General features: G+C 62.5%; 29 protein-coding genes. 12 read left to right on the top strand and 17 right to left on the bottom strand.

Features of this window, described 5'->3' with window-relative positions; all coding sequences use genetic code 11:
* Positions 1-20: 20 nt before the first annotated feature.
* The 11 genes from B0G83_RS00145 to B0G83_RS00095 are packed head-to-tail and all read right to left on the bottom strand — an operon-like array spanning position 21 to position 9,783.
* The gene (locus B0G83_RS00145; protein ID WP_105506500.1) at positions 21-1,511 is read right to left on the bottom strand and encodes an aldehyde dehydrogenase; all 1,491 of its coding nucleotides are present in this window, start codon (positions 1,509-1,511) and stop codon (positions 21-23) included.
* A 50-nt stretch (positions 1,512-1,561) separates the two neighbouring features.
* On the bottom strand, positions 1,562-2,392 hold the full coding sequence (locus B0G83_RS00140; RefSeq protein WP_105505429.1) for an aspartate dehydrogenase: 831 nt from the start codon (positions 2,390-2,392) through the stop codon (positions 1,562-1,564).
* Positions 2,385-4,043 (bottom strand): thiamine pyrophosphate-binding protein, encoded by a 1,659-nt coding sequence (locus B0G83_RS00135; RefSeq protein ID WP_105505428.1) that lies wholly within the window; start codon positions 4,041-4,043, stop codon positions 2,385-2,387. The genes B0G83_RS00140 and B0G83_RS00135 overlap by 8 nt, the downstream gene beginning before the upstream one ends.
* A complete protein-coding gene (locus B0G83_RS00130) occupies positions 4,036-4,845 on the bottom strand; it encodes an SDR family oxidoreductase (protein ID WP_105505427.1) in 810 nt (269 codons plus the stop codon). The genes B0G83_RS00135 and B0G83_RS00130 overlap by 8 nt, the downstream gene beginning before the upstream one ends.
* Positions 4,845-5,729, bottom strand: a complete 885-nt coding sequence (locus B0G83_RS00125; RefSeq protein ID WP_105505426.1) for an IclR family transcriptional regulator — start codon at positions 5,727-5,729, stop codon at positions 4,845-4,847. Before B0G83_RS00125 ends, B0G83_RS00130 begins: the two co-directional genes overlap by 1 nt.
* Positions 5,726-6,640, bottom strand: a complete 915-nt coding sequence (locus B0G83_RS00120) for an alpha/beta fold hydrolase (RefSeq protein ID WP_105505425.1) — start codon at positions 6,638-6,640, stop codon at positions 5,726-5,728. The genes B0G83_RS00125 and B0G83_RS00120 overlap by 4 nt, the downstream gene beginning before the upstream one ends.
* 39 nt (positions 6,641-6,679) lie before the next feature.
* Positions 6,680-7,207: a cupin domain-containing protein gene (locus B0G83_RS00115; protein ID WP_035560458.1), complete on the bottom strand. Its 528-nt coding sequence runs from the start codon at positions 7,205-7,207 to the stop codon at positions 6,680-6,682.
* Between the two features lie 26 nt (positions 7,208-7,233).
* Entirely contained in the window at positions 7,234-8,001 is a 768-nt protein-coding gene (locus tag B0G83_RS00110) for an SDR family oxidoreductase (RefSeq protein ID WP_105505424.1), read from the bottom strand.
* Complete coding sequence (locus tag B0G83_RS00105) at positions 7,994-9,106, bottom strand: aromatic ring-hydroxylating dioxygenase subunit alpha (protein WP_105505423.1); 1,113 nt, start codon at positions 9,104-9,106, stop codon at positions 7,994-7,996. Before B0G83_RS00105 ends, B0G83_RS00110 begins: the two co-directional genes overlap by 8 nt.
* A gap of 49 nt (positions 9,107-9,155) precedes the next feature.
* Positions 9,156-9,467 (bottom strand): recombinase-like helix-turn-helix domain-containing protein, encoded by a 312-nt coding sequence (locus tag B0G83_RS00100; protein WP_105505422.1) that lies wholly within the window; start codon positions 9,465-9,467, stop codon positions 9,156-9,158.
* Between the two features lies 1 nt (position 9,468).
* A complete protein-coding gene (locus tag B0G83_RS00095; RefSeq protein ID WP_105505421.1) occupies positions 9,469-9,783 on the bottom strand; it encodes a non-heme iron oxygenase ferredoxin subunit in 315 nt (104 codons plus the stop codon).
* A 441-nt stretch (positions 9,784-10,224) separates the two neighbouring features.
* Here B0G83_RS00095 and B0G83_RS00090 point away from each other — a divergent pair, with 441 nt between their 5' ends.
* A complete protein-coding gene (locus B0G83_RS00090; RefSeq protein WP_105505420.1) occupies positions 10,225-11,298 on the top strand; it encodes a porin in 1,074 nt (357 codons plus the stop codon).
* A gap of 104 nt (positions 11,299-11,402) precedes the next feature.
* Here the strand turns inward: B0G83_RS00090 and B0G83_RS00085 are convergent, their stop codons facing one another.
* The gene (locus B0G83_RS00085) at positions 11,403-12,377 is read right to left on the bottom strand and encodes an IclR family transcriptional regulator (protein WP_105505419.1); all 975 of its coding nucleotides are present in this window, start codon (positions 12,375-12,377) and stop codon (positions 11,403-11,405) included.
* 175 nt (positions 12,378-12,552) lie between these two features.
* Between B0G83_RS00085 and B0G83_RS00080 the strand changes: the two genes are divergently transcribed.
* Together B0G83_RS00080 and B0G83_RS00075 are read left to right on the top strand one after the other, a co-directional pair.
* Entirely contained in the window at positions 12,553-12,840 is a 288-nt protein-coding gene (locus B0G83_RS00080; RefSeq protein ID WP_105505418.1) for a hypothetical protein, read from the top strand.
* Positions 12,841-12,942: 102 nt separating this feature from the next.
* The gene (locus B0G83_RS00075) at positions 12,943-14,646 is read left to right on the top strand and encodes an acid phosphatase (protein WP_105505417.1); all 1,704 of its coding nucleotides are present in this window, start codon (positions 12,943-12,945) and stop codon (positions 14,644-14,646) included.
* Positions 14,647-14,760: 114 nt separating this feature from the next.
* Here the strand turns inward: B0G83_RS00075 and B0G83_RS00070 are convergent, their stop codons facing one another.
* Positions 14,761-15,435, bottom strand: coding sequence for a DUF4410 domain-containing protein (locus tag B0G83_RS00070; RefSeq protein ID WP_105505416.1), 675 nt, complete (start codon positions 15,433-15,435; stop codon positions 14,761-14,763).
* A 159-nt stretch (positions 15,436-15,594) separates the two neighbouring features.
* On the opposite strand from B0G83_RS00070, the gene B0G83_RS00065 reads away from it, so the two are divergent.
* From B0G83_RS00065 to B0G83_RS00040, 6 genes are all read left to right on the top strand, one after another.
* A complete protein-coding gene (locus B0G83_RS00065) occupies positions 15,595-15,954 on the top strand; it encodes a DUF3564 domain-containing protein (RefSeq protein WP_105505415.1) in 360 nt (119 codons plus the stop codon).
* A gap of 383 nt (positions 15,955-16,337) precedes the next feature.
* Positions 16,338-17,087 (top strand): DNA/RNA non-specific endonuclease, encoded by a 750-nt coding sequence (locus B0G83_RS00060; RefSeq protein WP_105505414.1) that lies wholly within the window; start codon positions 16,338-16,340, stop codon positions 17,085-17,087.
* Positions 17,080-17,340 carry a hypothetical protein gene (locus B0G83_RS00055; protein WP_105505413.1) on the top strand — a complete coding sequence of 87 codons (261 nt, stop codon included), beginning with the start codon at positions 17,080-17,082 and terminating at the stop codon, positions 17,338-17,340. Before B0G83_RS00060 ends, B0G83_RS00055 begins: the two co-directional genes overlap by 8 nt.
* 217 nt (positions 17,341-17,557) lie before the next feature.
* A complete protein-coding gene (locus B0G83_RS00050; protein ID WP_105505412.1) occupies positions 17,558-17,938 on the top strand; it encodes a hypothetical protein in 381 nt (126 codons plus the stop codon).
* Between the two features lie 249 nt (positions 17,939-18,187).
* Complete coding sequence (locus B0G83_RS00045; RefSeq protein WP_105505411.1) at positions 18,188-18,532, top strand: hypothetical protein; 345 nt, start codon at positions 18,188-18,190, stop codon at positions 18,530-18,532.
* Between the two features lie 2 nt (positions 18,533-18,534).
* Entirely contained in the window at positions 18,535-19,419 is an 885-nt protein-coding gene (locus tag B0G83_RS00040; RefSeq protein WP_105505410.1) for a 4-hydroxy-tetrahydrodipicolinate synthase, read from the top strand.
* Positions 19,420-19,481: 62 nt separating this feature from the next.
* Here B0G83_RS00040 and B0G83_RS00035 read toward each other — a convergent pair whose 3' ends face one another.
* Positions 19,482-20,135 carry a lytic transglycosylase domain-containing protein gene (locus B0G83_RS00035; protein ID WP_105505409.1) on the bottom strand — a complete coding sequence of 218 codons (654 nt, stop codon included), beginning with the start codon at positions 20,133-20,135 and terminating at the stop codon, positions 19,482-19,484.
* Between the two features lie 209 nt (positions 20,136-20,344).
* Here B0G83_RS00035 and B0G83_RS00030 point away from each other — a divergent pair, with 209 nt between their 5' ends.
* The gene (locus B0G83_RS00030; RefSeq protein WP_105506499.1) at positions 20,345-20,569 is read left to right on the top strand and encodes a hypothetical protein; all 225 of its coding nucleotides are present in this window, start codon (positions 20,345-20,347) and stop codon (positions 20,567-20,569) included.
* A 25-nt stretch (positions 20,570-20,594) separates the two neighbouring features.
* Here the strand turns inward: B0G83_RS00030 and B0G83_RS00025 are convergent, their stop codons facing one another.
* On the bottom strand, positions 20,595-21,314 hold the full coding sequence (locus B0G83_RS00025) for a Crp/Fnr family transcriptional regulator (RefSeq protein WP_105505408.1): 720 nt from the start codon (positions 21,312-21,314) through the stop codon (positions 20,595-20,597).
* Between the two features lie 91 nt (positions 21,315-21,405).
* On the opposite strand from B0G83_RS00025, the gene B0G83_RS00020 reads away from it, so the two are divergent.
* Entirely contained in the window at positions 21,406-21,945 is a 540-nt protein-coding gene (locus B0G83_RS00020; RefSeq protein ID WP_105505407.1) for a DUF962 domain-containing protein, read from the top strand.
* Between the two features lie 35 nt (positions 21,946-21,980).
* Here the strand turns inward: B0G83_RS00020 and rarD are convergent, their stop codons facing one another.
* Positions 21,981-22,877: an EamA family transporter RarD gene (rarD, locus tag B0G83_RS00015; RefSeq protein WP_105505406.1), complete on the bottom strand. Its 897-nt coding sequence runs from the start codon at positions 22,875-22,877 to the stop codon at positions 21,981-21,983.
* A 615-nt stretch (positions 22,878-23,492) separates the two neighbouring features.
* Here rarD and egtD point away from each other — a divergent pair.
* Positions 23,493-24,473: an L-histidine N(alpha)-methyltransferase gene (egtD, locus tag B0G83_RS00010; protein WP_105505405.1), complete on the top strand. Its 981-nt coding sequence runs from the start codon at positions 23,493-23,495 to the stop codon at positions 24,471-24,473.
* Between the two features lie 39 nt (positions 24,474-24,512).
* Here egtD and B0G83_RS00005 read toward each other — a convergent pair.
* Positions 24,513-24,776 (bottom strand): integrase core domain-containing protein (locus tag B0G83_RS00005; protein WP_146120134.1); only part of this gene is annotated, 264 nt, incomplete at its 5' end.

Raw genomic sequence — 24,776 nt, 5'->3', positions numbered from 1 at the left:
TGCGTATCTTGCGTGTCTATTTAGTTCGCCCACGCCAGCGGCGCGTCGTTCAAGCCCCAGTAGAGGCTCTTCTGTTGCATGTATTCGCGGATGCCGAGCCGGCCTTTCTCGCGCCCCATGCCACTCTCCTTCCAGCCGCTGAACGGTGTCGAGATCGAGAACAGCTTGTAGGTGTTGATCCAGATGGTGCCGGCTTCGAGCGCACGGGCAATCCGGTAAGCGCGCTTGTAGTCGCGCGTCCAGATGCCGGCGGCGAGGCCGAAGACGCTGTCGTTCGCGTCCTTTAGCAGCGAGGCCTCGTCGTCGAACGGCATTGCCACCAGCACCGGGCCGAAAATTTCTTCCTGGCAGATGCGGGCATTGTTCGTGAGGCCTTCGAGTATCGTCGGCTGAAAGTAGGTGCCTTGTTCGCGACCGTCGCCGACCGGACGCTCGCCGCCGCACAGCAGACGGCCGCCTTCTTCGAGACCCAGCGCGACGTAACGCTCGACGGTTTCGCGATGCGCAGCCGTAATCAGCGGCCCCATTTGCGTGTCAGCGCGCGACGGATCGCCCACGCGCAGCTTGCGCGCGCCTTCGGCGAGACGCTTCATGAACGCGTCGTAAATCGAGCGCTGCACGAACAGCCGCGAACCGGCAATGCATGCTTCGCCCGACGAACTGAAAATGCCGTACAGCACGCCGTTGACGGCGTGATCGAGATCGGCGTCGTCGAACACGATGGTCGGCGATTTGCCGCCGAGTTCCAAAGAAACCGGCATCAGCTTGTCAGCCGCAATACGCGCGATGCCGCGACCTACTTCGGTGCCGCCCGTGAACGACACTTTCTTCACCAGCGGATGACGCACCAGCACGTCGCCGATCACCGAGCCCTTGCCCGGTATCACACTGACCACCCCCTTCGGCACGCCGGCTTCTTCGCAAATGCGCGCCAATGCCAGCGACACCAGCGGCGTCACTTCAGCGGGCTTCAACACGACGGCATTGCCGCCCGCCAAGGCCGGCGCCAGCTTCTGCGCGTCGGATGCGATCGGCGAATTCCACGGCACGATCGCCGCGATCACGCCGATCGGTTCGTAAATGCTCATGGTCAGATAATCGCCGCGCGAGGGCGTGACTTCTTCGTCGAGCGTTTCGAGGCAGGCCGCAAAATAGCGGAACGTATTGGCGGCGCTGGCCACCAGCACGCGCGTTTCGCCGATCGGCTTGCCGTTATCGCGACGCTGCAATTGCGCGAGCGCTTCGTGACGCGCCATGATCAAATCGGCGATGCGATACAGAATCAGCGCGCGTTGATGCGGCTTCAATCCCGACCAATCCGCTTTGCGCCACGCCAGGTCGGCGGCTTCGATGGCGTCGCGGGCGTCGTCGGCATTGGCCGTCGAAATTTCCATGTTGACCGACTGATCCGCCGGATACAGGCTTTTATACGGGTTGCCGCGCCCCTGCCGCCATTCGCCGCCGATGAAAATATCGCCGTTGGGCACGAGGCTGGTATCGAAGTGAGTCATGTCGGTCATTCCGGTTTGCTTGCTTCTGCTAATGGCTTAAGACTGAAGGCTTAAATCACGCAACGTGCCGCGCGATTGCGCAGCGCGCGAATCGCGCTATAGGCCGTCAACGCGGATGTCTTCGGGTTATCCGGCAGTGGCTTGCCGCACATTTCCAGCGACATCTCGCCGAACGCGCCACGCGCGAGGATGCGGTGCACGTTGCGCGTCACGTTCGGGTCCGCGATCAGGCGCACCGTGGTGTGGTCCAGACCGAGGCCGGCCAGCGCGATTGTCGCGGCCACGTTGGCGTTCTTCGGATACAGCCGCGCCGCTTCGCGCGCGCTGCCTTCGAAGATCACGGTTTCTTCTTTCAGCGTGTTCAGATCGCAGACCTGTTCCGCCGGTGTGCCGAGCCAGCCGGTAGGCGGCTTGCGACCCGTGTACAGCACTTCGTCGAGACCGCCCAGTTTCGCGGCGGCCAGCGCATCCACGCCGCCAATCGCGCCGGAGAGCAGCGTCAACGTCGCGTCGCCTTCGTCGGCGGCGGCGGACAACGCGTCGAGCAACAGCATGTCGGACAGCGCACCGATCGACGCCACCGCGCAATCGGTGCCAGCCTTCAGCAACGGCACCACGTGGTCGACCAGCGCGCTATGTCCCGCACATTCCAGCGCGAAATGCGGCTGGCTGCTCAAGGCGGCCACGGAAGCCACCACGTCCACCGACGACCCCACCACTTCACGCACCGAGGCCATATGACGTTCCGGCACGATCACGTGCGACACGCGCACGGTCGGGTCGGCGGCGACCGAGCGATACACCGCCTGGCCGATCGCGCCGAAGCCGATCATTGCGACGTCGACGGGTGCGTGATGCCCCGCGTAGCCGGCGTCATGCATGTTCCGGCTCCTCTTTCTTGACCGGCGGGCCCGCGAACGCGGTGGCGAACGAGCCGACCGACAGCATGTCCACTTCGACCAGCACCGGACCGGCCTTCGCCATGCCTTCGCGAATGATCGCGTCGACCTGGTCGAGCGATTTGACGCGGTAGTGCGTGAGCTTCAGACTCTCGCAGAACTGCGCGAAATCCGGCTGATGCAGATCGACGTAGCAACGGCGGCCGCCGTATTGCGCGTCCTGAATGTTGCGGATCACGCCATAGCACTGGTCGTTCATCAGCACGATCATCACGTTGGCGTTTTCCTGCACGGCCGTCGCGAGTTCGCCGACGTTGACCATCAAACCGCCGTCGCCAACCAGGCACACGGTCTTCGCGGCGCTGCCCGCGAGCGCCGCCCCGATGCCCATCTGCATGCCCTGGCCGATGCCGCCACCCAGCGCATGCACGCCCGCGCGCGGCGAGAAGATCTGCAGCATGCGGTTGCCCCAGGTGCTGTTCGAGATCGTGACGTCGCGTACCCAGTTGTAGTCGCGGCCCACCGCGCCTTGCAGCGCGTCGACCAGTTGCTTGTACGGGCCGAGGCCCTTGCCCACGTCGGCGACGGCGCTAACGCGCGCGGCGGCCAGATCGGCGGCGAAGGTCGGATCGATCTTGAGGCGCCCCTCAAGCAGCGTCGCCAGTTCTTCGAGCACGGCGGAGGCGTCGCCGTGAATGAACATCTCGTTGCGATAGCCGCGATTGTCGGCGAGCGCGTCGGCGTCGATGCGATACAGCGGTTGCGGCAGCGCAAGCTTGTACTTCAGCGTTTCATTGCCACGCAGACGCGAACCGACGACCAGCAGCGCGTCGCAAGTCTTGTAGAAACTTTCGACGGCAGCATGCACGTTGAACGCGCCGAGCGTCGCCGGATGATCTTCCGGCAGCACGCCACGGCCTTGCACGCTGGTCACTACGCCGAAGCCGAGGGCCACCAGACGTTCGACCGCCTTGACCGCGTGCCGCGTGCCGCCGCCGAGCCACAGCAACGGGCGCTTCGCGTTGACCAACTGCTCGGCGAGTTGCGCGACGCGCTGTTGGCAATGCGTGAGCGTCGTGATGTGCGGTGCAGCCAGGTCGGCCGGCCATTCGACTTCCGCCGCCTGAATGTCGATCGGAATCTCCACGCTCACCGGGCCGCTCGGCGCGGTTTGCGCCACGCGCACGGCTTCGCGAATGGTCGGCAGCGCGGTGTCGACCGAGCGCACGCGAAACGCGGCTTTCGAAATCGACGACAGCATCGCCAGTTGATCCGGTGCTTCGTGGATATACGCGAGGTCCTGATCGAGATACTCGGTTTCGATCTGACCGGTGACGTGCAGCAAGGCCGTGCCCGCGGTCAGCGCTTCGACCATCGCGCCCGCTGCATTGCCCGCTGCCGTGCCGGTGCTGGTGAATGCGACGCCGAGCCCACCCGACACACGTGCCAGACCGTCGGCCATATTCACCGCGCCGGCTTCGCCGCGCGCGCCGACGTAGCGAATCTTGCCGCGGTGATGGATCGCGTCGAGGATCGGCATGTTGTGGATCGAGATCACGCCGAATGCGGTTTGAACGCCGCATTGCTCGAGAAAGGCGGCGATCAGTTCGCCAACGGTGGTTTTATTAGACATGTCGTGCAACGCCTCCAGAAACATCGATATGACTGCCCGTCGTATAGGACGACAGCGTCGTAGCCAGATAAAAGAGCGCTTGAGCGGCTTCTTCGGGGCGACCGAAGCGGCCTAGCGGAATGTTTTTCTTGCGCGCCAGTTCGGCGGTCCAGTCTTCCCAGCTCTGGCCCGGCTCGGCTTGCGTCGCGTAACGGCGGCGCCACTGACCCGATTCGACAATGCCGATCAGAATCGAATTGACGCGGATACGCTGCGGCGCGAGTTCGACCGCGAGCGACTTGATGAGGCTCAGCACACCGGCGCGCGCCGACGACGTCGCCACCATATGCGGCTCCGGCTGCTGGGCCAGCAGCGAGTTCACGCAGACGATCGAGGCGGTGTCGTCTTTGGCGGCGGCATCGCGCAGCATCGGCAGGAACGCGCGGGTCGGGCGGATCACGCTGAAATACTTCAGGTCGAGTTCTTCGCGCCAGGCGTCGTCGGTGGTGTCGGCAAACGTCGACACGCGACCCTGGCCCGCGTTATTCACCAGCATGTCGGTGCGGCCGAAACGCGCTTGCACGGCTTGAGCGAATGCGCCGACGTCGTCGGCATCGAGCACGTCGCAACGGCGCGCGAGAAGTTGGGCGTCGGGAAACTGCGCGTTCAGCGCGGCTTCCGCTTGCGCGAGACGCCCGGTGTCGCGGCCGCAGATCGCGACCGAGGCGCCGGCTCGCAGAAACAGTTCGGCGGTCGCGAGGCCGATACCGGACGAACCGCCCGTCACCACCGCCACCTGCCCGGTCAAGTCGATTTGAATCATCAGAGCCCCAGTGCCTTCATGTATTTGCTGCCCGCATTCGGCCCGTTTTTCGGCCGGTAATTGAGCCGCTGCGAGAGTTCTTCGGCCGCGCGGCGCACCTTGTCGATCAGTCCGCTGTCCAGCAGCGAGGCGTCGATCTCGTGGCGCGGAATCGTCGTCGTAATCACGGCGACGATGCGGCCCGTGTCATTACGCACCGGCGCGCTAACTACGGAAATGCCGCGCTCAAAAGACGACTCGCTGATCGCGAATCCGCGCCTCGCGTCGTCGCGAATCCGTTCGTACAGATCCTCGAGCGTGGCCGGCGTCTGTTTCGTGAAGCGTTCGAGTTCCGGTTCGGGATACAGCTTCTTCAGGTCGTCGAGCGTCATGTCGCCCATCAGCACCTGACCGTGCGTCGTCGCATACGCGGGCAGACGCGTGCCGACGTTGACCTTCACCGAGCTGAAAATCGGCGCGTGGCTTTGTGCCTTGGCGACGAACACGACATCGCGTCCGTCGCGAATCACGATATGGCTCGTCAAGCCGGTGTCGTCGCGCAATGCCTCGATGATGGGCAGGCCGAGGTCGGTCAATTCGAGCGAGCTCAGATATTCGAAACCGAGCCGCAGCACCGCGACGCCGAGGCGATAGTTGCGGTCCTTGTCGGCACGTTCGAGAAAGCCCAGCGATTCGAGTGTTTGCAGCAGACGGAACACCGTCGTGCGGGGAATCTTCAGGCGCCTGGATAATTCCGGTGCGCCGAGAACCGGCTCGCGAGGCGAGAATTCGGTGAGGATCCTCAGACCGCGTTCGAGACCCGGCACGCGGTAACTGGCGTCGCTACCCGTGTCGTTGCGGTCGTCGTCCGCGTCGCGCTCGGCGTTGATGAGGTCGGGCGTCATTCAGGGCTCCGTTGTCCGTCGCTCGCGCGGCAGAACGTGTCGATGATCGCGGTATACGCGGCGGGAGCTTCGATATAGCCGGCGTGCCCCGCGTGCGGCACGACCTGCAAGGAGGTGCGCGCCGCCAGCGCGAGTCGCTCGCAGGCTGCGGGGGGCGTAATGATGTCGTCCGCGCCGACGGCGACGCTGACGCGGCCGGTGTAGCGCGTGAGGTCGGCGGCGAGATCGGCGTTGGCGAGCAGATGCGTGGCCTGCTCATAGCCGTGCGGAATCACACGCGACATGTTCCAGCGCACCCACGCGCGGGCTTCGTCGTTTGCTTGCGCGGACAACATATTGGCGCTGCGCTTCTCGGCGAGACCTTGCGGGCCGAGTTCGTTCAGCATCGTGAGGCGCTGATCGCGCTTCGTATCGCGTACGTCGGCCGAGGCCGCGCCGTATCCACCAGCCGGCGACAACAGCAGCAAGCCGGCCACGCGCCGCGGATATGCAACCGCAAACGCACCGGCGACGATCGCGCCCAGCGAATGGCCCACCATCACGCAACATTCAACGCCGAGTGCGTCGAGCCATTCGTTCAGGACCGTGGCGTAGTCCATGGCGTTCGGCGATTCCGCCGCGACCGGCGTGGAGGCGCCATAACCCGGCGCGTCCCACGCCAGCACGCGGCGCGTCGCGCCGAGCACTTCAAACTGCTGTACCCACGAAGCCGCGCCCGACCCGATACCGTGCAACAACACCAGCGGCAACGCGCCGCCGTTGATCTGGCTGTCAGCGCACTCCGCTTCGCGATAGCTCACCGCGCGTTGCGAGGCCAGCCAGATCTGCTGCGCCGGAAAGCGCGCAGCGCGTGCTTCGAGCCCGGCGTGCGTGGCGTGCTGATCGGCGGTAGCGGTCGGGACTGCGGACATGATTTCCTTCGCGAGTGTGTTTAGTGCAGTGAAATGGGCTTAGCGCTTTAGCTTGGCCAACGGCGAATCCGGCGGATACGTCGGCGTGATCGGCTTCGGCGAACCAAGCATCACGCACATCAGCGCGTCTTCCTCGCCGACGTTCACTTCGGTGCGGTACACGCCCGGCGGCACCGAGATCAGATCGCGCTCGCCGAGCACGGCTTCCCACGTTTCGCCGTCTTTCTCGCAGACCACTTTCATCTTGCCGCGCAGCACGAAGAAGATTTCTTCGACATCCATATGGATATGGCTCGGGCCGATGTTGCCGGCCGGAATCACCATCGTCGAAAACGTGAAACCGCCCGCGGGCACCGTGTTCATGTCTTTCGCGACGCCCGTGCCGCCCGTGCCGACGTAACGCATTTGCGCGCGGCGGTACTTCGGGTCGTAGTCCGCCTGAAACTTCAGCGCGTCCCAGTCGTAGCGCCGCGTTTCCAGGCGCGCGACGCGGCTGTCCAACCATTGGTCAAAGCTCGCGTCCGCGGGTTGTTCCCACGATTTGCGTTCGAGTTCGGCGTCCGCCATCTCTTTCTCCTTTCGATTCGACAAGATCAATTCATCACGAAGCCGCCGTTCACCGGCAGCAACTGGCCGGTCACGAAGCGCGCGGCATCGGACAACAGGAACAGCACGGGCCCGGTCACGTCGTCGGGCACTTGTGCGCGCGTCAGCGCGCGGCCTTGCAGGTAATACTGATGACGCTCGGCGGGCACGTAGGCGGTGGCCTCGACTTCGGTCAGGCCCGGCGCGATCGCGTTGACGGTCACGTTGTGCGCGCCGAATTCGCGCGCGAGCGAGCGTGTCATCGAAATCACCGCGCCCTTGCTGGCGACGTAGGCGAGCAGTTTCGGCGCGCCCCACATTGCCGTGTCCGATGCGATGTTGACGATGCTGCCGTGGCCCGCGTCGCGCAGATAAGGCAGCGCGGCGGTGCTCATCAGCCAGGTGCCGCGCACGTTGACGTTCATCACGGCGTCCCACGTGTCGACCGACAACTCGTCGGCAAACTTGCCGCCGGAGTGGGTGATCGCCGCGTTGTTGATCAGCGCGTCGAGACCGCCGAGTTGCGCCGCAGCTTGCCGCGCGAATTCGGTAATGCTGGCGGGGTCGGCGAGATCGAGCGGCAGATAGGTCGCCGCATGCCCTTGTTCGACGAGCGACGCAGCCAGCGCTTTACCTTCTTCGTGCAGCACGTCGCCGAACACCACGCTCGCGCCGGCTTGCACCAGCGCGCGGACGAACGCCGCGCCGAGACCGCGCGCGCCGCCCGTCACGACGACGCGCCGGCCGGTGAGCGTTGCGAGCGCGTCGTTATGCATGGCTGTGGCCTGCTTCGGCTTGTGCCGCCGCGACTGTCGAGCCGGACGCGGCCTCAGTCGCTTGCGCGCGAAGCGCATCCAGCGCGGCAAAATCCTGCTGCGCGCGCTGACGCAGCATGCGACGCACACGCGTCATGCCGACGTCGTGCTGATAGAGGAATTCCTGATCTCGGGCATTCGGCGCCATGCTTTCCAGCACGTAGCGGTCTTGCTCCAGCACCGCCCAATGCAGACCTTCCAGACGATTGCGATACATGAAGCGCCACGCGTCGCGCTGCCAGCCGGACACTTTGCGCGTGCGCCAGAAATACACCTGGCAGTTGTTTTCATCGACGGGAACGGCGAAGCCGATAATCCCGAAGTTGCCGCCCGGGCCGAACTTCTTCTTGTATGGAATCGCGAGACGCATCCACAGGCAGCCGGTTTCGCCGAGTTCCACCCAGTCGAAGTTCACGTCGCGCTGACCGACCTTTTCGAACATCAAGCCGGTTTCGGTTTTGCGCACACGCATGTCGGCCTGCTTGTCGCCTTCAGCCATGGAGTGCGACGTCGCGTGCAGATACGCGCCGTGCATCGGGTCCATCACGTTGTCGATCGCGTACTGGTAATTGCACTTCCAGTTCGACATGCACAGGAAGTTCGCGTAGTCCTCGCCGACCAGTTCTTCCGGCAGCACGAGCGGTGTCGGCTCCTTATGCGCGTCGTCGCCGAACCACAGAAAGATCGCGCCGGCATGTTCTTCGACCGGGTACGACTTCACGCATTTCTGGCCTTCCAGCGGACAGTTCGACACGGCCGGCACTTTGGTGACCTCGCCGCTGCCGTCGATCTCGATGCCGTGATACCAGCACGCGACGCTGCCGCCGAGATTCCAGCCGAGCGACAGACGCGCACCGCGATGCGGGCAGCGGTCTTCGAGCGCGCGAACCTGACCTTCCTTGTCGCGCCACAGCACGATCTGATCGCCAAGGCGCGTAATGCCGACCGGCGCGTCGCCAACTTGCCAGCTCGGTGCGACGGGATACCAGTAATTGCGCAGACCTTTGTCCAGATAGGACTGGATCGGATCGGCCGCACGTTGAGTCGTTGTATTGGGGGACGTCATCAAAAGACTCCGGAGACGAAAGCGATGAAACGTGTTCGGGAAAGCGCGCTTATTCGGCGAGCAGGCGGAATTCGGCGGCGAGGCGGTCGGCGTCCCACGTGTTGCCTTCCGGAGTGCGGAAGCCCACGCGATTCAAACCGTCGACCACTTCCTGCAACTCCACCGCGCCGGCGTCGAACACTTTTTCGAGTGCGTCGCCGAAGTCGTTTTCGTATTGGGTCGGCTCGGCCTTGCGGGTTTGCCAGATGAAGTTGCCGGTTTCGCCCGGCTTCTCGATCACGCCCTTGCCGGCGACGTTGTTCGGCTGCGGCGCGAGCCACGGCTTCAGGAAGGGATTGAAGTTCACGATTTGCTCTCGCATGTCATTCCACCTTGATCTGGATTTCTTCGCCGGCGAGTCGCACCGAGTACATCTTCAGGTCGCGGCCGCCGGGCTCTTTCAGGCATTTGCCGGTCGGAATATGGAACACGGCTTCGTGCAGCGGGCATTCGACGGTGTCGCCGTCGATAAACCCCTGCGTCAGCAACGCGTACGCATGGGGGCAGACGTTTTCCAGCGCGTACAGCGCATCGCCCACCTTGTAGATGCCGATCTCGGTGCCGTCGAGCTTGAACTCGATCGGCGCGTCATCGGACAGGTCGCCGGCATGGCCGGCGCAGCGCCATTGTTCAGTCATTTCTCGCCTTCTCCTGAAGCCTTATGTTCCATCTAAGGAACATCAGTTCGTGTATGGATAATTATAGGAGTGGCTTTGGCGAGAAAAAATAAAAATCTGAACCGCCTGGGGAAAACACCGACTGTGGCATTCGCAACACAGCATTGCGTGATCCGGCCGGAATCCTCGAATAGCGCGCAACGCCTTCTGGCGCCTCGTTCAGGCGTTATGGGCAGACAAATTGAAATGCTCCGATGCGGGTTTGTACGGGGTCCGAAAATTTATTTTGACCACTTTCAGACTCACTATACTTTTCCATAGGCGATACAGACGCCCATAGGTGGAACATAAAGCGGTGCAGTTTTGGCGCATAAACCCAACGCTGCAATCAACCCCAAAGCAAGGATCAGGGACGACGAGATCGGCGCAGGCCAATCCGTCGTGCGATCAGGAGAACCAACGGTGAAGCACATCATTGCGGCCGGCTTGACGGCAATCTGCGCAACGACTGGCGCATGGGCGCAGAGCAGTGTGACGCTATACGGCAGTCTGGATGCCGGTATCGCGTACATCAGCAATGCGGGCGGCAGTTCGAAATGGATCGAGGAACAAGGCAACATGCAGCCGGACCGCTGGGGCCTGAAGGGCGTCGAAGATCTGGGCGGCGGACTGAAGACGGTTTTCCAATTGGAGAACGGCTTCTATACGAACACGGGCGCCTTCGCTAAAGCAGGCGTGCTGTTCAACCGGCAGGCCTTCGTGGGCTTGAGCTCGGACAAAATCGGCACGGTGACGCTCGGCCATCAGACGCCGTTCAGCTTCGACGTGCTGGGTCCGTTGAGCACGGCTTATCTGGCCGCCAGCTGGTACGCGTTCCACCCGGGCAATATCGACGAACTGGCCGACACAGGCGTCGTGCCGTTCGATAACTCGGTGAAATTCCGCTCGGCGAGTTTCAACGGCTTTTCAGTCGGCGCGATGATGGGTCTCGGCAATACCACCAACTTCTCGACCGGCAAGACGCTGAGCTTTGCGCTTAGCTATGCGAACGGCCCGTTCAAGGCCGGCGCGACGTATGCGAACGAGCACGACCGCACGCCGTCGATCGTCACGACGGGTATCACGAACTTTCAGGGCGTCGCCGCCGCGACCTACACGGCGGACAAGGTCGAGAACATGGGCGCAGGCGCGTCTTACCAGTTCGGCAAGCTGCTGGTGCATGGTCTCTACACGCGCGTGAAGCTGGAGTACGCCGGTCATTCGAACACGTATCAAAGCTACGATGCGGGCGCGAATTATCAGTTCACGCCGTTCAATAGCATTGCCGGCGGCGCCGCGACCACGACGCTGGCGGGACATCGCTGGACGCAGTTCGAGATCGGCGATATCTACGCGCTGTCGAAGTCGACGCAGTTATACGTGAATGCGCTGTATGAGCGTGCGGGCTCGAATACGGACGCCGCGTTCTTTACCGCCGGTGTGTCGAGTGGCCGGAATCAGACGATTTTCCTGACGGGGATTCATCACTCGTTCTGATGTGTTGATCGTCCGATACGGGACGGCGGCGAAAATGCAAAAGCGCGCGAGTCGGCTGTGAACAGCCTGACTCGCGCGCTTTGTCGATTCAGTTAGCGGCTCGATCAGTTCGCCGCAACCGGCCGGCGGCGTGCTTGCGCCGCCGTCGGATCGTCCGGACGCGGACGATAGCTCAGACGCTCGGACAATTCGAGCGCCGCCTGGCAGACCGCGATAATGAGCGGCTCGCGCTCCTCGGCCTCGCCGATATCCGAACGTGGAATCGTGACGGTCAGCGCGGCGGCAATTTTGCCGCTCTGATCGCGCACCGGCGCGCTCACGACCGAAATACCCCGCTCGAACGACGCTTCGCTCAACGCGTAGCCCAGCGCCGCACTTTCGCGCACCCGGCCATACAGTTCTTCGACGGTATTCGGCGTGCGCTCGGTGAAGCGTTCGAGTTGCGGCTCAGGATACAACTGACGCAGTTCCTCGAAACTCAGATCACCCATCAGCACCTGGCCGTGCACGGTTGCATGGGCCGGCAGACGCGTGCCGACATGCACCTTGACGGAACTGAACATCGGCTCGTGAGTTTGCGCCTTGGCGACGAACACCACGTCGCGCTGATCGCGAATCAGCAGATGCGTGCTCAAGCCGGTAGCGTCGCGCAGACGTTCGAGAATCGGCGTGCCGACGTCGGTCAATTCGAGCGAACTCAGATACTCGAAGCCGAGCCGCAACACGGCGACGCTCAGCCGAAAATAGCGGTCGCCATTCACGCGTTCGAGAAAACCCAGCGCTTCGAGCGTCTGCAACAAGCGGAACGTTGTGGTGCGCGGAATGCCGATTCGTTTCGACAATTCGGGCGCGCCGAGCACCGGTTCGCGCGCGCTGAACTCAGCGAGAATCCGCAAGCCACGCTCGAGGCCAGGCACGAGATAAGTCGATCCGCCGGCGCTTTCTTCGTCGGTGGAATCGTGGGACTCGGCGCCTTCCATCTGGGCCGGCGACAGCGCGTCGTCCTGAGAAATCGAGGCCGCCGCACCGCGTGACTTTGCCTGCTTGCGTCCCACTCCTGTTTGCTCTTCTTTTGCCATCTTGGCTGCCGTTTCTGCGGTTCATCGTAGTCAGATCAGCATCATAGCGCGAAGCACCCGGCGGTCATTTATCGGTGCCGCTACCCATTCGCGCGGTGCTATCCTTTGATCCGGTCCATCGCGCGCCGTCTCACCGCCGCGCTTTCGCTCCGCTCAGGTGTCCGGAGGCCAACTCATGTCCGATTCCATCCAGATTCAGGTTGCCGACTCGCATCTTTATCCGGGCTGCGCGGTAAGCATTCCGCATTTGCCCGAATCGGCCCGCGAGGCGATCGCCGTCGTCGAATTCGCGGATGGTTCGGGCGCGAATGCAACCTGTCACCGCCGCGCGCTTGACGAACTCGAATTGGCCGTGGACCGCTATGCGACACAAAAGCGTCATCCTGTTGATAGTAAACACTGGCTGCTGTTCGCCGTCGATGCAACGCACAACAGTTGGCGCGTGAAGCGCCGATTACCTTAGGCAGCGTCTTGCGGCTCGCCCGGATCTGCCACCGTTGGCGCACGCGCATGCTGTCACCGTGCGCCGCCCCAGCGCCCGTCACGCCCACTTCGGAAACGACCGATGACCGACCACGACTCCACCCTGCCACCCAACGCCAGCCACGCCGATCACACTGACAACGCCCCCGACGATCCCGACCGCCGCCGCGTTCTCACCGGCATCGCGGCGGTCGGCCTTGGCATCGCCCTGGCGGGCTGCAAGACCGAGCAAAACCTGTCGAGCGACGGCGCACCGCGCAGCGCCGCCGACTTGCGCCTCGACGCCGCGCTGCACGATCAGGTCAAGCACATCGTGGTGATCTATGCGGAAAACCGCAGCTTCGCCAATCTGTACGGCAATTTCCCGGGCGTCCAGCATCCGCTCGATGCGGTCAGCGCCGAGCGTTATCTGCAACTCGACCGCGACGGCAAGACGCCGCTGTCGCGTTTGCCGGCCATCTGGGGCGGCCTCGTGCCGCAAGCGCAGGAAGTGGATGGCAAGCGTTACATGATCGCGCAGAAGGACCTCGGCAATCTGCGCAACCAGCCGTTCCATATCACCGACGCGCAGGGCGCGCCGCTGCCCAACGGCGTCATTACGCGGGATCTGGTGCACCGCTTCTATCAGAACCAGATGCAGATCAACGCCGGCCGCAACAATCAGTTTGCCGCGTGGGGCGATTCCGGCGGCCTCGTGATGGGGCACTACCGCAATTCCGCCGACACGCTGCGCCTGTGGAATCTGGCGCAGCAGTACACGCTGTGCGACAACTTTTTCATGGCGGCTTTCGGCGGTTCGTGGATGAACCACATCTTTCTGATTTCGGCGCAGCCGCCGTTCTATCCGGACATTCACAATAGTCCGGCGAAGAAGCTCGCCTCGGTGGTGGAAGGCGACGATCCGACCGGCACGCGGCTGAAGCTCGCGGAAGACTCGCCTGCCTCCGCGCTCGACGGTCCGCCGAAATTCGTCAACGACGGCGCGTTCACCGCCGACGGTTACGCCGTCAACACCATGGCGCCGCCGTATCAGCCGAGCAACGTGCGTCCGGCCGAGGGCGGCAATCCCGCATTCGCGGATCTGTCGAATCCGCGCGTGCTGCCGCCGCAAAATTACGCGACGATCGGCGACCGGCTGACGGACAAAGGGGTGGACTGGGCGTGGTACAGCGGTGCGTGGCAATACGCGCTAGACCATCAGGACACGGGCGCCGTGCCCGATTTCCAGTATCACCATCAGCCGTTCAACTACTTCGCCAATTACGCACCGGGCACCGCCGCGCGCCGCCAACATCTGCGCGACGCGGGGCTCGGCAACGACGCGGCGAGCAACCGTCTGATCGCGGATATCGACGCGGGCCGTTTGCCCGCGGTCGCGTTCTACAAGCCGCAAGGCGATCTGAACATGCACGCGGGTTACGCCGACGTCGAATCGGGCGACCGCCACATTGCCGCGGTGATCGACCATATCCAGCGCGGGCCGCAGTGGGCGAATACGGTCGTGATCGTCACCGTCGATGAAAACGGCGGCTGGTGGGATCCGGTGTCGCCGCCGAAGGGCGATCGCTGGGGTCCGGGCTCGCGCATTCCGGCGCTGGTGGTGTCGCCGCTCGCGAAGAAGGGTTATGTCGATCACACGGTGTACGACACGAATTCGATTCTTCGGCTGATCACACGCGTGCACGGGCTGGCGCCGCTGGACGGCGTGGTGGCGCGCGACCGCGCGTTTGCCAGCAATGGCCTCGCGCCGCTGGGGGATTTGACGGGGACGCTGGATCTGGCTTGAGTGCGGGCGGGTTGGCGCGGGTTTTTGTTTTTCGTGCGTTGTGTTTTGCGTGTGAATTTTGTATCGCGCCTGCGGCAGTGCCGCGGGCGCGTCACCTCGTCGCGTCACTTCGCGCTACTGCACCGCGCCATGCAGTTTGGCGATCACCGCGTCCGAGATTTCCTGAGCGGTTTTCTCGATCGTCTTTTTCTCGTCGCCGCTCGCCATCACGAACTTCGCGGCGATCACATAGGGATTCAGCTTGATGGCCGCGCCCGGCTTATTCTTGCTGTCGGCCGCTTCAACGGCCTGATACAGCGGCGGCAGATCGGCCGCTCCCAGGCTATCGCACGACACCGCCACCTGAATATTGTTCTGCCCGGCGCCGAATCCGACCATCGCACGGCGCAGGCGATTGCCGTCGTCGACATTCAGGAACACGCCACGCACTTGCCAGCCCGCCGCCGGCAGCGGTTGACCCGGTACGCTGCGGCGCGCATCCACGCCGCCCTTTTTCAAATCATCGGTCAGCGCGTCCGCCATTTCGTCGACGATGTGTTTCGCGTGATCTTGCGGATTCTTATCTTGCCCTAACGGACCTGGCCCGCTCGGCAGCAAACCGCGCAGACGACGCACCCGCTGCCCGGGACCGCTGTCGGGCGTCACGTTCGCGACGTCGAGATCGAAGTCGGCCACATAGACGACCGGCGCCGGCGCGGCGAACGGCGCGTTGTCCGCCGCGACGCCGGATATCGCTGCCGTAGTCAGGTATCCCGTCACCACCGTGTACCGCAACAATCGATCCAGCATGGCGCGTCTCCGTAAACGTCAACACGATGCGGCTATCGTACCGCCGCGTGCGTGACGTGTTCGTTTTTTCGAGTCGGAACCTGATACTTCCAGACTTGAATAACGCCCGTCTCGGCCTAGACTGATAGAGCCCAACTTCGCAATCTGTACGGAACTGCCATGCGCCTAACCATTCTCATCAACGGTTCGGATCCCACCGTCAGCCACGACTATGCCGTACTCTGGCTCGACACCGAAGAACATCGGTGGTCGAGAGAGGCGCATCAAGGGATCGATCTCCCACCGTGGGGCGAACTGCACGACGAGGACGGCGTGACGACCCTCTGTGCGCCCAGCACCGACGCGCCGCTATGCACGCTGCGCGGCCTGCATGTGGATCGCAAGCAACGCGTGAGCGCGGCGCAAGGCGCCGCCGCATGGACCGCGCTGCCCACGCGCGCGCCGACGAGCGGATTCTGGCGTCTGCAGGCGGTGGATCGTCAGACGGTCCATGCCGAGAATAGCGTGTTCGGTAATTGAGTTCTGGCGCTTTCTTTTCAGTCGGTCGGAATGGCTTTGTGTCGGCGAGAGTGCAGTTTGCCCGTGAACAATTCGCACGTGCGTTCGCGTCTTCGCTTGCTGAACTTCTGTTGTTGAACTTCGCCGCTGATGCCTTTTAAGCCCACCTTAAGTTTCCATCCGTAGAGTTGGAACTCCACGCATTAGGGTCGCTGCAAAGCGGCCCGTTTTTTTTGGTGCGACGGGATTACGATCACGCCGCGCACACCACATTCGTGTCTCTTCTTCACCGCGGCACACCGTAGCACTTCGCTTTCTTCTTCCGGTTTTTCGCAGTGTTTGGCATCGCTCGAATCGCGCTTGCGACGCTATACTTGCGCCCCCATCCCTCGACCGATTGACACATGAAGAAGTGGTTTGCCTCTCTGCTTTTCGCTGTTGCCGCGCATGCAAGCGCGGCGCCCTCCTGCACCGAATTCACCCCGAATGCGCAATGGCCGGTTCTGACCAATCAGAAGATGGCGCCGAAAACACGCATGCTCTGCTATAGCGATTTCGCGGTGCTGCATTCCGGTCTCACGCATGGTCCGTTGTGGTCCGCCGAACATCTGACGCCCGACCATATCGAAGCGGCCAAAGACATGGTGCGCACCAACAAGTTCTTCGAAGACGCGCGCCTGCCGGACGGCGAAGGCGCCACGCTCGCGGACTACAAGCGCAGCGGTTTCGATCGCGGTCATATGAGCCCGGCGGGCAATCGCTGGAATCAGGAAGCCATGGCGCAGTCGTTCTCGCTAGCCAACGTCGTGCCGCAGAATCGCGAGAACAATCAGCGGCTGTGGGCGCGTATCGAAACGTCCGTGCGCAAGATCGCGGTGTCGTACGGCGATACGTATGTGGTCACGGGTCCGCTCTTCAACGGTCAGCAGTTGCAGACCATCGGACCGACGCGCGTGTTCGTGCCGACCCAGTTATTCAAGGTTGTCTACGTGCCGTCGCGCAAACTGGCCTTCGCGGTGATGGTGGACAATGTGTCGACCAACCGTTACGACATCAAGACGATTCACGAACTCGAAGCCGCATCGGGCATCCGCTTTCCGGGCATTCCGGAGAACCTCAAAGATCAGCGACCGGGAGGAATAAAAGGTGTTTAAACCCTATTCGAACGATGACGATGTGCTCAACATTCAGGGCGACGCATTCACGGTGAGCAACGGTACGACGCGCGTCGTGCTGAACGGCACGCTGGAATTGACGCGGGATCAAGCCGGGCTGAAATCGGTACTCGCGCTTAAGGAAGCGGTCGACGCCGTCGCCGCCGCGTTGCAGGCGCAAGCGAATCTACCGGCGAAGGTGAAAGACGAGCCGGATGTGAAACCGGGCGTGGTGCGGAATCCGTTTCAGTGACGTGTCGGTGGGGGGCGAGGGGGCGGTAACAGTTCATCGCGTTCGCGTCGAGTTGCTCGTGCCGCCCGCCCTGATTCAGTACCCCGACATGTTTCAGCCGTTACGTTTTGTCACCAGAGCGTCGTCAACTCCTGTCTTCCGGCCAACGTTAAACCGGCAGCGCTGAACACAATCAGCCGCGATACAAGAAACCACCGGTTTAACCAGGAGTAACACCATGAAGACGCTTTTCGCCGCTCTCGCTTCCGCTCTCGTCGTGTCGACCGCATTTGCTCAAACGGCCGCACCGTCCGCCGCGCAACCGGCACAACCCGCGCAAACGCAGGCCGCCGGTCAAGCGAACCTGAAGGCCAGCACCGCCGTGCAAACCGGCGCAACGGACGAAGGCGCCGCGGCCACGAAAGCGCCGGCCAAGGCCGCGAGCAAGTCGCATGTGAAGAAGGTTGCCGCTCACCACACGGCCAAGCCGCATAAGGTCACCAAGAAGGCCGCCGTCCAAACGAGCGCCGCAAAGAGCAAGACGGAGAACGCGAAAGAGGCCAGCAATGCCCCGGCGAAAGTCGACGGCGCAACGACCGACACGACCAAGACGCAATAACACGTGATCGGTTTCGGCACGCATCGGCCATGCATGGGTAGTTAGTCGAAGCCGCACTGTGCCGTTCAGGGAGGGCGAGTCCAAGGACTCGCCTTTTTTTATGTGCGTCTCGTGCGAAGCATGCTTCATCGTGGAAAACGTCCGCACGATTTTTTCAATCCACACCCGAATTTTTGCACTGCGTTTACCTGCGGAAGTCTAATCTCGAACTGTCCTGATCAACCTTGGCGTCGACGAACGCCGGATTAAATGGCACTCACACAAACCATCGACAGCTTCGCTCCGCAGCCGCTCAACGCGCCGCCGGCCGCATCACGCAACAACGTCATTCCCTTCCCCTCCGCACGCGTGCGTCTGCAAGTCGGTCTACCGCACCTCGCGCATGATCTTCCCGGCGCCCAGTTACGCGCGTTACTTCACTCGCCGCTCGGCGTGTATGTGGTCAGTACCGAAGCCGATCGCGACGAAGTACGCGTGCAGCTCGACATTGCGCTCGACGACCTCGACTTCACCCTGCACACCCTGATCTCGACACTCCCCGCCGCATTGATCGGCCCCGTGAAGCGCCGCAGCGCGGTCGCAAAGGTGCGCTGATCATGTTCTCCGGTATCTGGTTGCCCATCGTTACGCCGCTGCGCAACGGCGAAGTCGATATCGACGCGTTGCAACGCCTCGCCGACTACTATCTGCGCACCGACATCAGCGGTTTCGTTGCGCTCTCCACGACCGGCGAAGCCGCCTTGTTACAGGAAGCCGAACGTCTCACCGTGCTGCAAGCGCTCACGGAAGTGGTCGGCCAGCGATTGCCGATGCTGATCGGCGTCGGCGGCTCGAACACGCGTGATGTACTGCACGATATGCAACGCTACGAGCGCTGGGATTGCGCGGGTTATCTGGTGTCGGCACCGTCGTATGTGTGTCCGGATCAGACCGGTGTGCAGTGGCATTTCGAGCAGCTGGCGCTCGCCACCGAACGGCCGATCGTGTTGTACAACGTGCCGCACCGAACCGGCGTGACCATCGCGCCGGAGACGGTCGCGCGGCTCGTCGAGCACGCGAATATCGTCGCGATCAAGGAATGCGTGAGGGAACACTTCGAGAAGCTGACCGCACTGCCGATCAACGTACTGTGCGGCACCGACGAAGCCTTCGACGACTGTCTGCATCACGGCGGCACCGGCGGTATTCTGGCCAGCGCGCATGTTTGCGCGGATCTGCTGGTCGCGGTACAGGAACTGATCCATGCCGATCGCGCGACGGACGCGCGCACATTATTCGCCAGTTTGCTGCCGGTGTTGCGCCTGCTGTTCGCGGCGCCGAATCCGTCGGCGATCAAGGCCATGCTCGCTTTCGATCATTCGCTCAGCGACGAGACACGTATGCCGATTACGCGCGCATCGGCTCAGCTCGTCGAGCGGTTGAGTACGGCGCGCGACCGCTTGCAGGATCTGCGCGCCGAGTTTGCCGGTGCGATGAGTTGAACGGTTTACTTTTCACACCGCAGTATTGATCGCAAACTAAACACGCGCCGCGAATGGCTTCTTCATTCGCGGCGCAGACTCGCGTCGAAACTTTGCATGCGCAACACCACACGCCGCGCGTAGCCACGACCGCCGCCGCTGTAGCGAAGCAAGGCGGCGGCGAGATCACCGCCGCTCGCGTCGAGGTAGTCGCGCAAAATCGTCGTGCCGATACGCACGTTGATCGCGGGATCGGACAGATCGGTCGTCCCGGCGATCAACTGCGGATGTGCCGAGGGCAGCACCTGCATCAAGCCGCGTGCGCCGGCGACGCTCACCGCGTGGCGATCGAAGCTCGACTCGACCGACATCACCGCGAGCAGCAATACCGGCGAGATCGCGTGACGGTCGGATTCGGTCAACACGGCACGGGCGATCGTCATCGATTCCATCGGCGCGACGCGAAATTGCGCGCGTAGCATCGCGGTGATGTCGCTCAGCGACGGGAGCGCGGACTCGGGTATCGAATCGCTCGTCGAGTTGCTCATTGACGCGCTGATCGAATTGCTTGCGACCGCAACCGGTGTGACCGCCGCCGACTGTGCATCGGCAGCCTGCGCGGCAACGCCGAACGACAATGCAATCGCCGCGAGCATCGTCGTCAGACGAGATGCCGGGCAAATACTTCCGGCCTGTCGTTGTCTCTGCACACCATCCAGAACGCTATTTCCATGCATGTTTTCGCTTCCTGACCCGGAGTGTCTCGACCTTACCGGGCTTGGCATAGCGAATCGCCAAAGAAACAGGGGCACGCCGTAAAATGCTTATAAAGATGCCGCGCGATCCGACACACGTATACGCATCTTTTGCGCGGCGTGGTGCGTTATTGAGGCATTCGATATGTCGTGAATGTCAGACTTCGATGATCGGTTTTCGGGAGATCATCATGTCCAGTCTGAACGTCCGTCCGTACGGCGCCGCATCGCAGGGCAGCGCGGAAGACACACGGCACCGCGCTTCGCTTGTCGGGCGACAAGCGGTCCGGCGACGGACGCTCACCCTGGCGATAACCAGTAGCGCGGTCGCCGCGATTGCGATTGCCGCGGGCTTGCCTTCAATGGGTATTGCCGTTTATCTCGCCGCGACGTTGCCGTTCGCGTTCTTCTCGTAAGCGGCGGACATGTGTGTTTCGGTCGTCACTCAGCAGCAGGATCAAGCTCCGCTAGTGCGCCAAGTTTTTTTGCATCGATGATTTCGATCTCGGCGTAGCCGAGTTTTAACGCCCCTTGCGTTTCGAACTGCTTCAGCACCTGGTTGATCGTCTGCCGCGATAACGCCAGCATCATCGCCAGATCCTCCTGCGGCACCTTCAACACGCGCCGCAGTGCGCCGGGTTCCCCGTAACCGCCCGCCATCAACAGCAAACGGCGCGCTATGCGCTGCGCGGCGGGCAGTAACGCGGCTTCTTCGATAGCGTCGAACGCTAGTCGCAGCTTTTGCGTCAGCAACAAACCGAACACGTGCCAGTACGCGGGCGCGCGTTCGAGCATCGCGGCCAGCGCGGCGCGCGTCACATGAAACAGCACGGAATCGCGTTCGGCATACGCGTTATGGGTTCGCGGCCGATTGTCAAACAGTGCGATCTCGCCGAACCAGTTCACAGGTTCGATCACGGCCAGCAAGGCTTCCTTGCCGGCCGAACTGGCCGCGCCAATTCTCACCAGACCGTCGAGCACGCAATAGAAGCCGTCGTCGGCATCGCCGCGCGTGAAAAGCCGCTGCCCGGCAACGAGGCGCTCCACGCGCCCCGCACCGATTAATTGCGCCTGCAAGTCGGCCGGCGCCGAGCGAAACCACGCGCTGCGCGCAAGCAGCGCGCCCAGTTCATTCTCGTTCGATGAAAAACTCGCAGTCATAGGACGGCATCCGTGCCTGATTGTCGGCTACCCGATGGTTTCAAATTCCGCTGCCCGCGATTATGCTGACTTTGACGAAGGAGGGGCATCCATGAGAACGCTGACGCAACAACTCACGCAATACGCGGCTTACCATCGCGACCGGCGCAATATCGCCACGCATTTCATCGGCATTCCGATGATCGTGGTGGCGCTGGCGGTGCTGGTGAGTCGTCCCGCTTTCGCAGTCGGTGCGCTGCCGTTGATGGTGTCGCCGGCGTGGCTTTTATTGGGCGCGGCGACTATTTATTATCTCGTGCTCGACGTGCCGCTCGGCGTGATGATGGCTGTCGTTGCGGTTGTGTGTGTCGCGTTCGGGCAATGGATCGCCGCGCAATCCACATTGATCTGGATCGCGACCGGCGTGGGTTTGTTCGTGGTTGGCTGGGTGTTTCAGTTCATCGGCCATGTAGCTTATGAACACCGCAAACCGGCTTTCGTCGACGACGTGATCGGCCTGCTGATCGGCCCACTGTTCGTTCTCGCGGAAGCATTGTTCGGCTTCGGCTGGCGTCCGTTGCTACGCGAAGCGATCGAGGCCCAAGTCGGCCCGACGCGTGTCAATGCGGAGCGAGCGGCGGCGCATCACTGAGATCGCCTGGTGCGGCGCGGCACGTATCAGGCGTTTCAATTCGGCGCCAGTCGAACCAGCCGCACACTATGCAACGCGGTCAACGCGACCGCGATCCAGATTGGGATATATGTTGCCAACTGCGCGGCGCTCAACGTCTCGCCGAGCAGCATGATCGAAATCAGCACGAGCAACACCGGCTCGACATAACCAAGAATCCCGAACAACGCGACCGGCAACAAGCGGCTCGCCTTCAGATACGAAGCGAGCGCGAGCGTGCTCAATGCGCCGAGGCCCGGCAGCAATAAAAACCACATATCCAGACGGCCGCCAATCGCCGCAAACGAACCGCCGCTGATCGCGAAGACAATTGCCGCCGGCAGTAGCAACGCCATCTCGACGGTGAACATGGCGAGCGAATCCTGATTGATCCTGCGGCGCAACACGAAGTACGGCGGATAACCGAGCGCAACGAGCAAGGTCGGCCACGAGAACGCGCCCGTCATCCACAGTTCATGGGCAACGCCCACGGCGGCGCAAATCACCGCGAGCCACTGCAAACCGTCGAGACGTTCGTGATAGTAGAAGCGGCCGACCAGCACCATCGCCAGCGGCAGCAGGAAATAGCCCAGCGAGACTTCAAGCATGCGGCCATGCAGGGGCGCCCACAGAAATACCCACAGTTGCGCGCCAAGCAGAGCAGCGCCGACTATCATCGCCACACCGAGTTTCGGCTCGGTCACCATGCGGTAAAGAAGCTGCCTGAGAATTGGCAGGCGTTTGCGCAACGCGACCAGCAGAAGCGCGCCGGGCACGGTCCAGATAATCCGCCAGGCGAAGATGTCGAGGCCGCTCAACGGCGTGAGCAGCGTGGCGTAAGCGGACAGTAATGCGAACATCGCGGACGCGCCGACCGACAACGCAATGCCGCGCTTTGGGTCATACTCATTCATTGCACGGTCCGTGACGCGATCGCGATAATAGGCAACGCAATGGCAAGTGTCGTTGCTGTCAATGTTGTTTGCGGCGCAGCATCCGGCAGCGCGGCGTGGAGGTTCGTCATTGGCGGCGTGTCTCTTAAGCGGGCAGTACGGTATCGCGAGTGCTGTCTAACGGTTCGCTGCGTTCTAGTTTTTCCGTAGGTTCGTCAGGCAGTGCAAGCCGGCATTCTAGACGGGTTGGTGAGTCGCGGCTCTGCGTGTTCCCGTCGACCGGCTGCAAATTATTCCGTGCGCATCGCGTATCGATGCACTAGAACTTAACTTCACGCGCGACGAGCAAAGCGTGGGCTTGTCAAACGGCAGCGTCTCCCGCCGCCGCCCAAGTTGGCTCAAGCGCGAATCTTGCTACAAAGTTTGCGACGCTGTTCGCCCTGTCGTTCGCCGCGCCCACGCTGCAATGTCCCATGGGCGACACAGCTTGTGCAGCATCCCTGCGCCGGGCCGGCGTAACACGTCCTACGGACGAACCCGGCCGCCTCGTCCGCGGCATGTCTCGACAGCGTTTCAACGCGCCTGTCACCGCCCTGCCGGCAACCCCGCTCATCGAATGTGACTACTGGAGCCACCATGACCCAGCCAGCCCTCTCGCACGATGCCTCACCCGACTTCCGCTCCACCTTCGCCGCCGACGTCCGCGCCGGACTCACGCACACGCCGCAAAAAGAACTGCCGTCGAAGTATCTGTACGACGAAGTCGGCTCCGCGCTATTCGAAGTGATCACCGTACTGCCCGAATACGGCGTGACGCGCGCCGAAGAGCGGCTGCTCGCGAAGCACGCGGCAGACATCGTCGCGCATTTGCCGCATGACGTGACCGTCGCCGAACTTGGCAGCGGCAGTGGGCGTAAAACGCGGCGCATTCTTGAGGCGCTGTGTAAAAAGCGCCCCACTTCTTACTGCCCGATTGAAATTTCGCGCAGCGCGTTGCAGTTGTGCCGGCGCGAATTGGGGGACATCGAGCGGATTTCGATTGTGGGTTATGAACGCGATTATCTCGCCGGTCTGGCTGAAGTCAGCAAGGACCGCGCGGCGGACGACCGGTTACTCGTGCTGTTTCTCGGCAGCACGATCGGCAATTTCGGCCGGCTCGCGGCCACGCGTTTTCTGCGCGACATCCGCAACATGCTTGCCCCCGGCGACGCGTTGCTGCTCGGCACCGATCTGATCAAGCCGACGCCCGTGCTGATCGCAGCTTATGACGACGCGGTCGGTGTAACCGCATCGTTCAATCTGAATCTGCTGGCGCGAATCAACCGCGAACTCGACGGCGATTTTCCGCTCGACGCGTTCGAGCACGTCGCGCGTTTCAATCCGGACGCGCGCAGCATCGAAATGCATTTACGCGCCAAGCGCGATGTCACCGCGCACGTCGGCGCGGCGCAGTTGACGGTTTCGCTGAAAGCGGGCGAAACGATCTGGACCGAGAGCAGCCACAAATATCGCGCGGAAGAAATGCCCGCGATCGCCGACGACGCCGGCTTCGTATGCAGCCATCAGTGGGTCGAAGATGAATGGGGATTTGCGGAGAGCTTGCTGGTGGCGCGCTGAACGCTGAAGCAAAGCCGATTCACCCGCTGACCCGTCCTGCTATAGGTTGACAGGTTTTGCCAGGGTATCCGGCTGGTAAAGATACCCCCTTAACGACGCCCGATGAACTTCATCGGGCGTTTTGTATTTGAGCGAGTGATGTGGTCGTTCGCTGTTGTAGATCTGCACCGACTGTCTGACCATGCGCACAGCCTGGGCCAGATTGGCGGGACGATGCAGCAACAGTTCCGTTTTCAGAATGCCGTTGATGCGCTCGGCCAGTGCGTTCTGGTAGCAGTCATAGCCGTCGGTCATTGAGCAGGT

The organism is Paraburkholderia sp. BL21I4N1, from assembly GCF_002973525.1.
In the GTDB taxonomy this organism is placed as follows: domain Bacteria; phylum Pseudomonadota; class Gammaproteobacteria; order Burkholderiales; family Burkholderiaceae; genus Paraburkholderia.
Note: the sequence above shows the minus strand (reverse complement) of the source record. Positions and strands in the feature narration are given on the sequence as shown.

Bases quoted from the DNA above. Each gene is read 5' to 3' on its own strand.
- B0G83_RS00145 (WP_105506500.1), bottom strand. From the start codon at position 1,511: ATGACTCACTTCGATACCAGCCTCGTGCCCAACGGCGATATTTTCATC.
- B0G83_RS00140 (WP_105505429.1), bottom strand. From the start codon at position 2,392: ATGCATGACGCCGGCTACGCGGGGCATCACGCACCCGTCGACGTCGCA.
- B0G83_RS00135 (WP_105505428.1), bottom strand. From the start codon at position 4,043: ATGTCTAATAAAACCACCGTTGGCGAACTGATCGCCGCCTTTCTCGAG.
- B0G83_RS00130 (WP_105505427.1), bottom strand. From the start codon at position 4,845: ATGATTCAAATCGACTTGACCGGGCAGGTGGCGGTGGTGACGGGCGGT.
- B0G83_RS00125 (WP_105505426.1), bottom strand. From the start codon at position 5,729: ATGACGCCCGACCTCATCAACGCCGAGCGCGACGCGGACGACGACCGC.
- B0G83_RS00120 (WP_105505425.1), bottom strand. From the start codon at position 6,640: ATGTCCGCAGTCCCGACCGCTACCGCCGATCAGCACGCCACGCACGCC.
- B0G83_RS00115 (WP_035560458.1), bottom strand. From the start codon at position 7,207: ATGGCGGACGCCGAACTCGAACGCAAATCGTGGGAACAACCCGCGGAC.
- B0G83_RS00110 (WP_105505424.1), bottom strand. From the start codon at position 8,001: ATGCATAACGACGCGCTCGCAACGCTCACCGGCCGGCGCGTCGTCGTG.
- B0G83_RS00105 (WP_105505423.1), bottom strand. From the start codon at position 9,106: ATGACGTCCCCCAATACAACGACTCAACGTGCGGCCGATCCGATCCAG.
- B0G83_RS00100 (WP_105505422.1), bottom strand. From the start codon at position 9,467: ATGCGAGAGCAAATCGTGAACTTCAATCCCTTCCTGAAGCCGTGGCTC.
- B0G83_RS00095 (WP_105505421.1), bottom strand. From the start codon at position 9,783: ATGACTGAACAATGGCGCTGCGCCGGCCATGCCGGCGACCTGTCCGAT.
- B0G83_RS00085 (WP_105505419.1), bottom strand. From the start codon at position 12,377: ATGGCAAAAGAAGAGCAAACAGGAGTGGGACGCAAGCAGGCAAAGTCA.
- B0G83_RS00080 (WP_105505418.1), top strand. From the start codon at position 12,553: ATGTCCGATTCCATCCAGATTCAGGTTGCCGACTCGCATCTTTATCCG.
- B0G83_RS00075 (WP_105505417.1), top strand. From the start codon at position 12,943: ATGACCGACCACGACTCCACCCTGCCACCCAACGCCAGCCACGCCGAT.
- B0G83_RS00070 (WP_105505416.1), bottom strand. From the start codon at position 15,435: ATGCTGGATCGATTGTTGCGGTACACGGTGGTGACGGGATACCTGACT.
- B0G83_RS00065 (WP_105505415.1), top strand. From the start codon at position 15,595: ATGCGCCTAACCATTCTCATCAACGGTTCGGATCCCACCGTCAGCCAC.
- B0G83_RS00060 (WP_105505414.1), top strand. From the start codon at position 16,338: ATGAAGAAGTGGTTTGCCTCTCTGCTTTTCGCTGTTGCCGCGCATGCA.
- B0G83_RS00050 (WP_105505412.1), top strand. From the start codon at position 17,558: ATGAAGACGCTTTTCGCCGCTCTCGCTTCCGCTCTCGTCGTGTCGACC.
- B0G83_RS00045 (WP_105505411.1), top strand. From the start codon at position 18,188: ATGGCACTCACACAAACCATCGACAGCTTCGCTCCGCAGCCGCTCAAC.
- B0G83_RS00040 (WP_105505410.1), top strand. From the start codon at position 18,535: ATGTTCTCCGGTATCTGGTTGCCCATCGTTACGCCGCTGCGCAACGGC.
- B0G83_RS00035 (WP_105505409.1), bottom strand. From the start codon at position 20,135: ATGCATGGAAATAGCGTTCTGGATGGTGTGCAGAGACAACGACAGGCC.
- B0G83_RS00030 (WP_105506499.1), top strand. From the start codon at position 20,345: ATGTCCAGTCTGAACGTCCGTCCGTACGGCGCCGCATCGCAGGGCAGC.
- B0G83_RS00025 (WP_105505408.1), bottom strand. From the start codon at position 21,314: ATGACTGCGAGTTTTTCATCGAACGAGAATGAACTGGGCGCGCTGCTT.
- B0G83_RS00020 (WP_105505407.1), top strand. From the start codon at position 21,406: ATGAGAACGCTGACGCAACAACTCACGCAATACGCGGCTTACCATCGC.
- rarD (WP_105505406.1), bottom strand. From the start codon at position 22,877: ATGAATGAGTATGACCCAAAGCGCGGCATTGCGTTGTCGGTCGGCGCG.
- egtD (WP_105505405.1), top strand. From the start codon at position 23,493: ATGACCCAGCCAGCCCTCTCGCACGATGCCTCACCCGACTTCCGCTCC.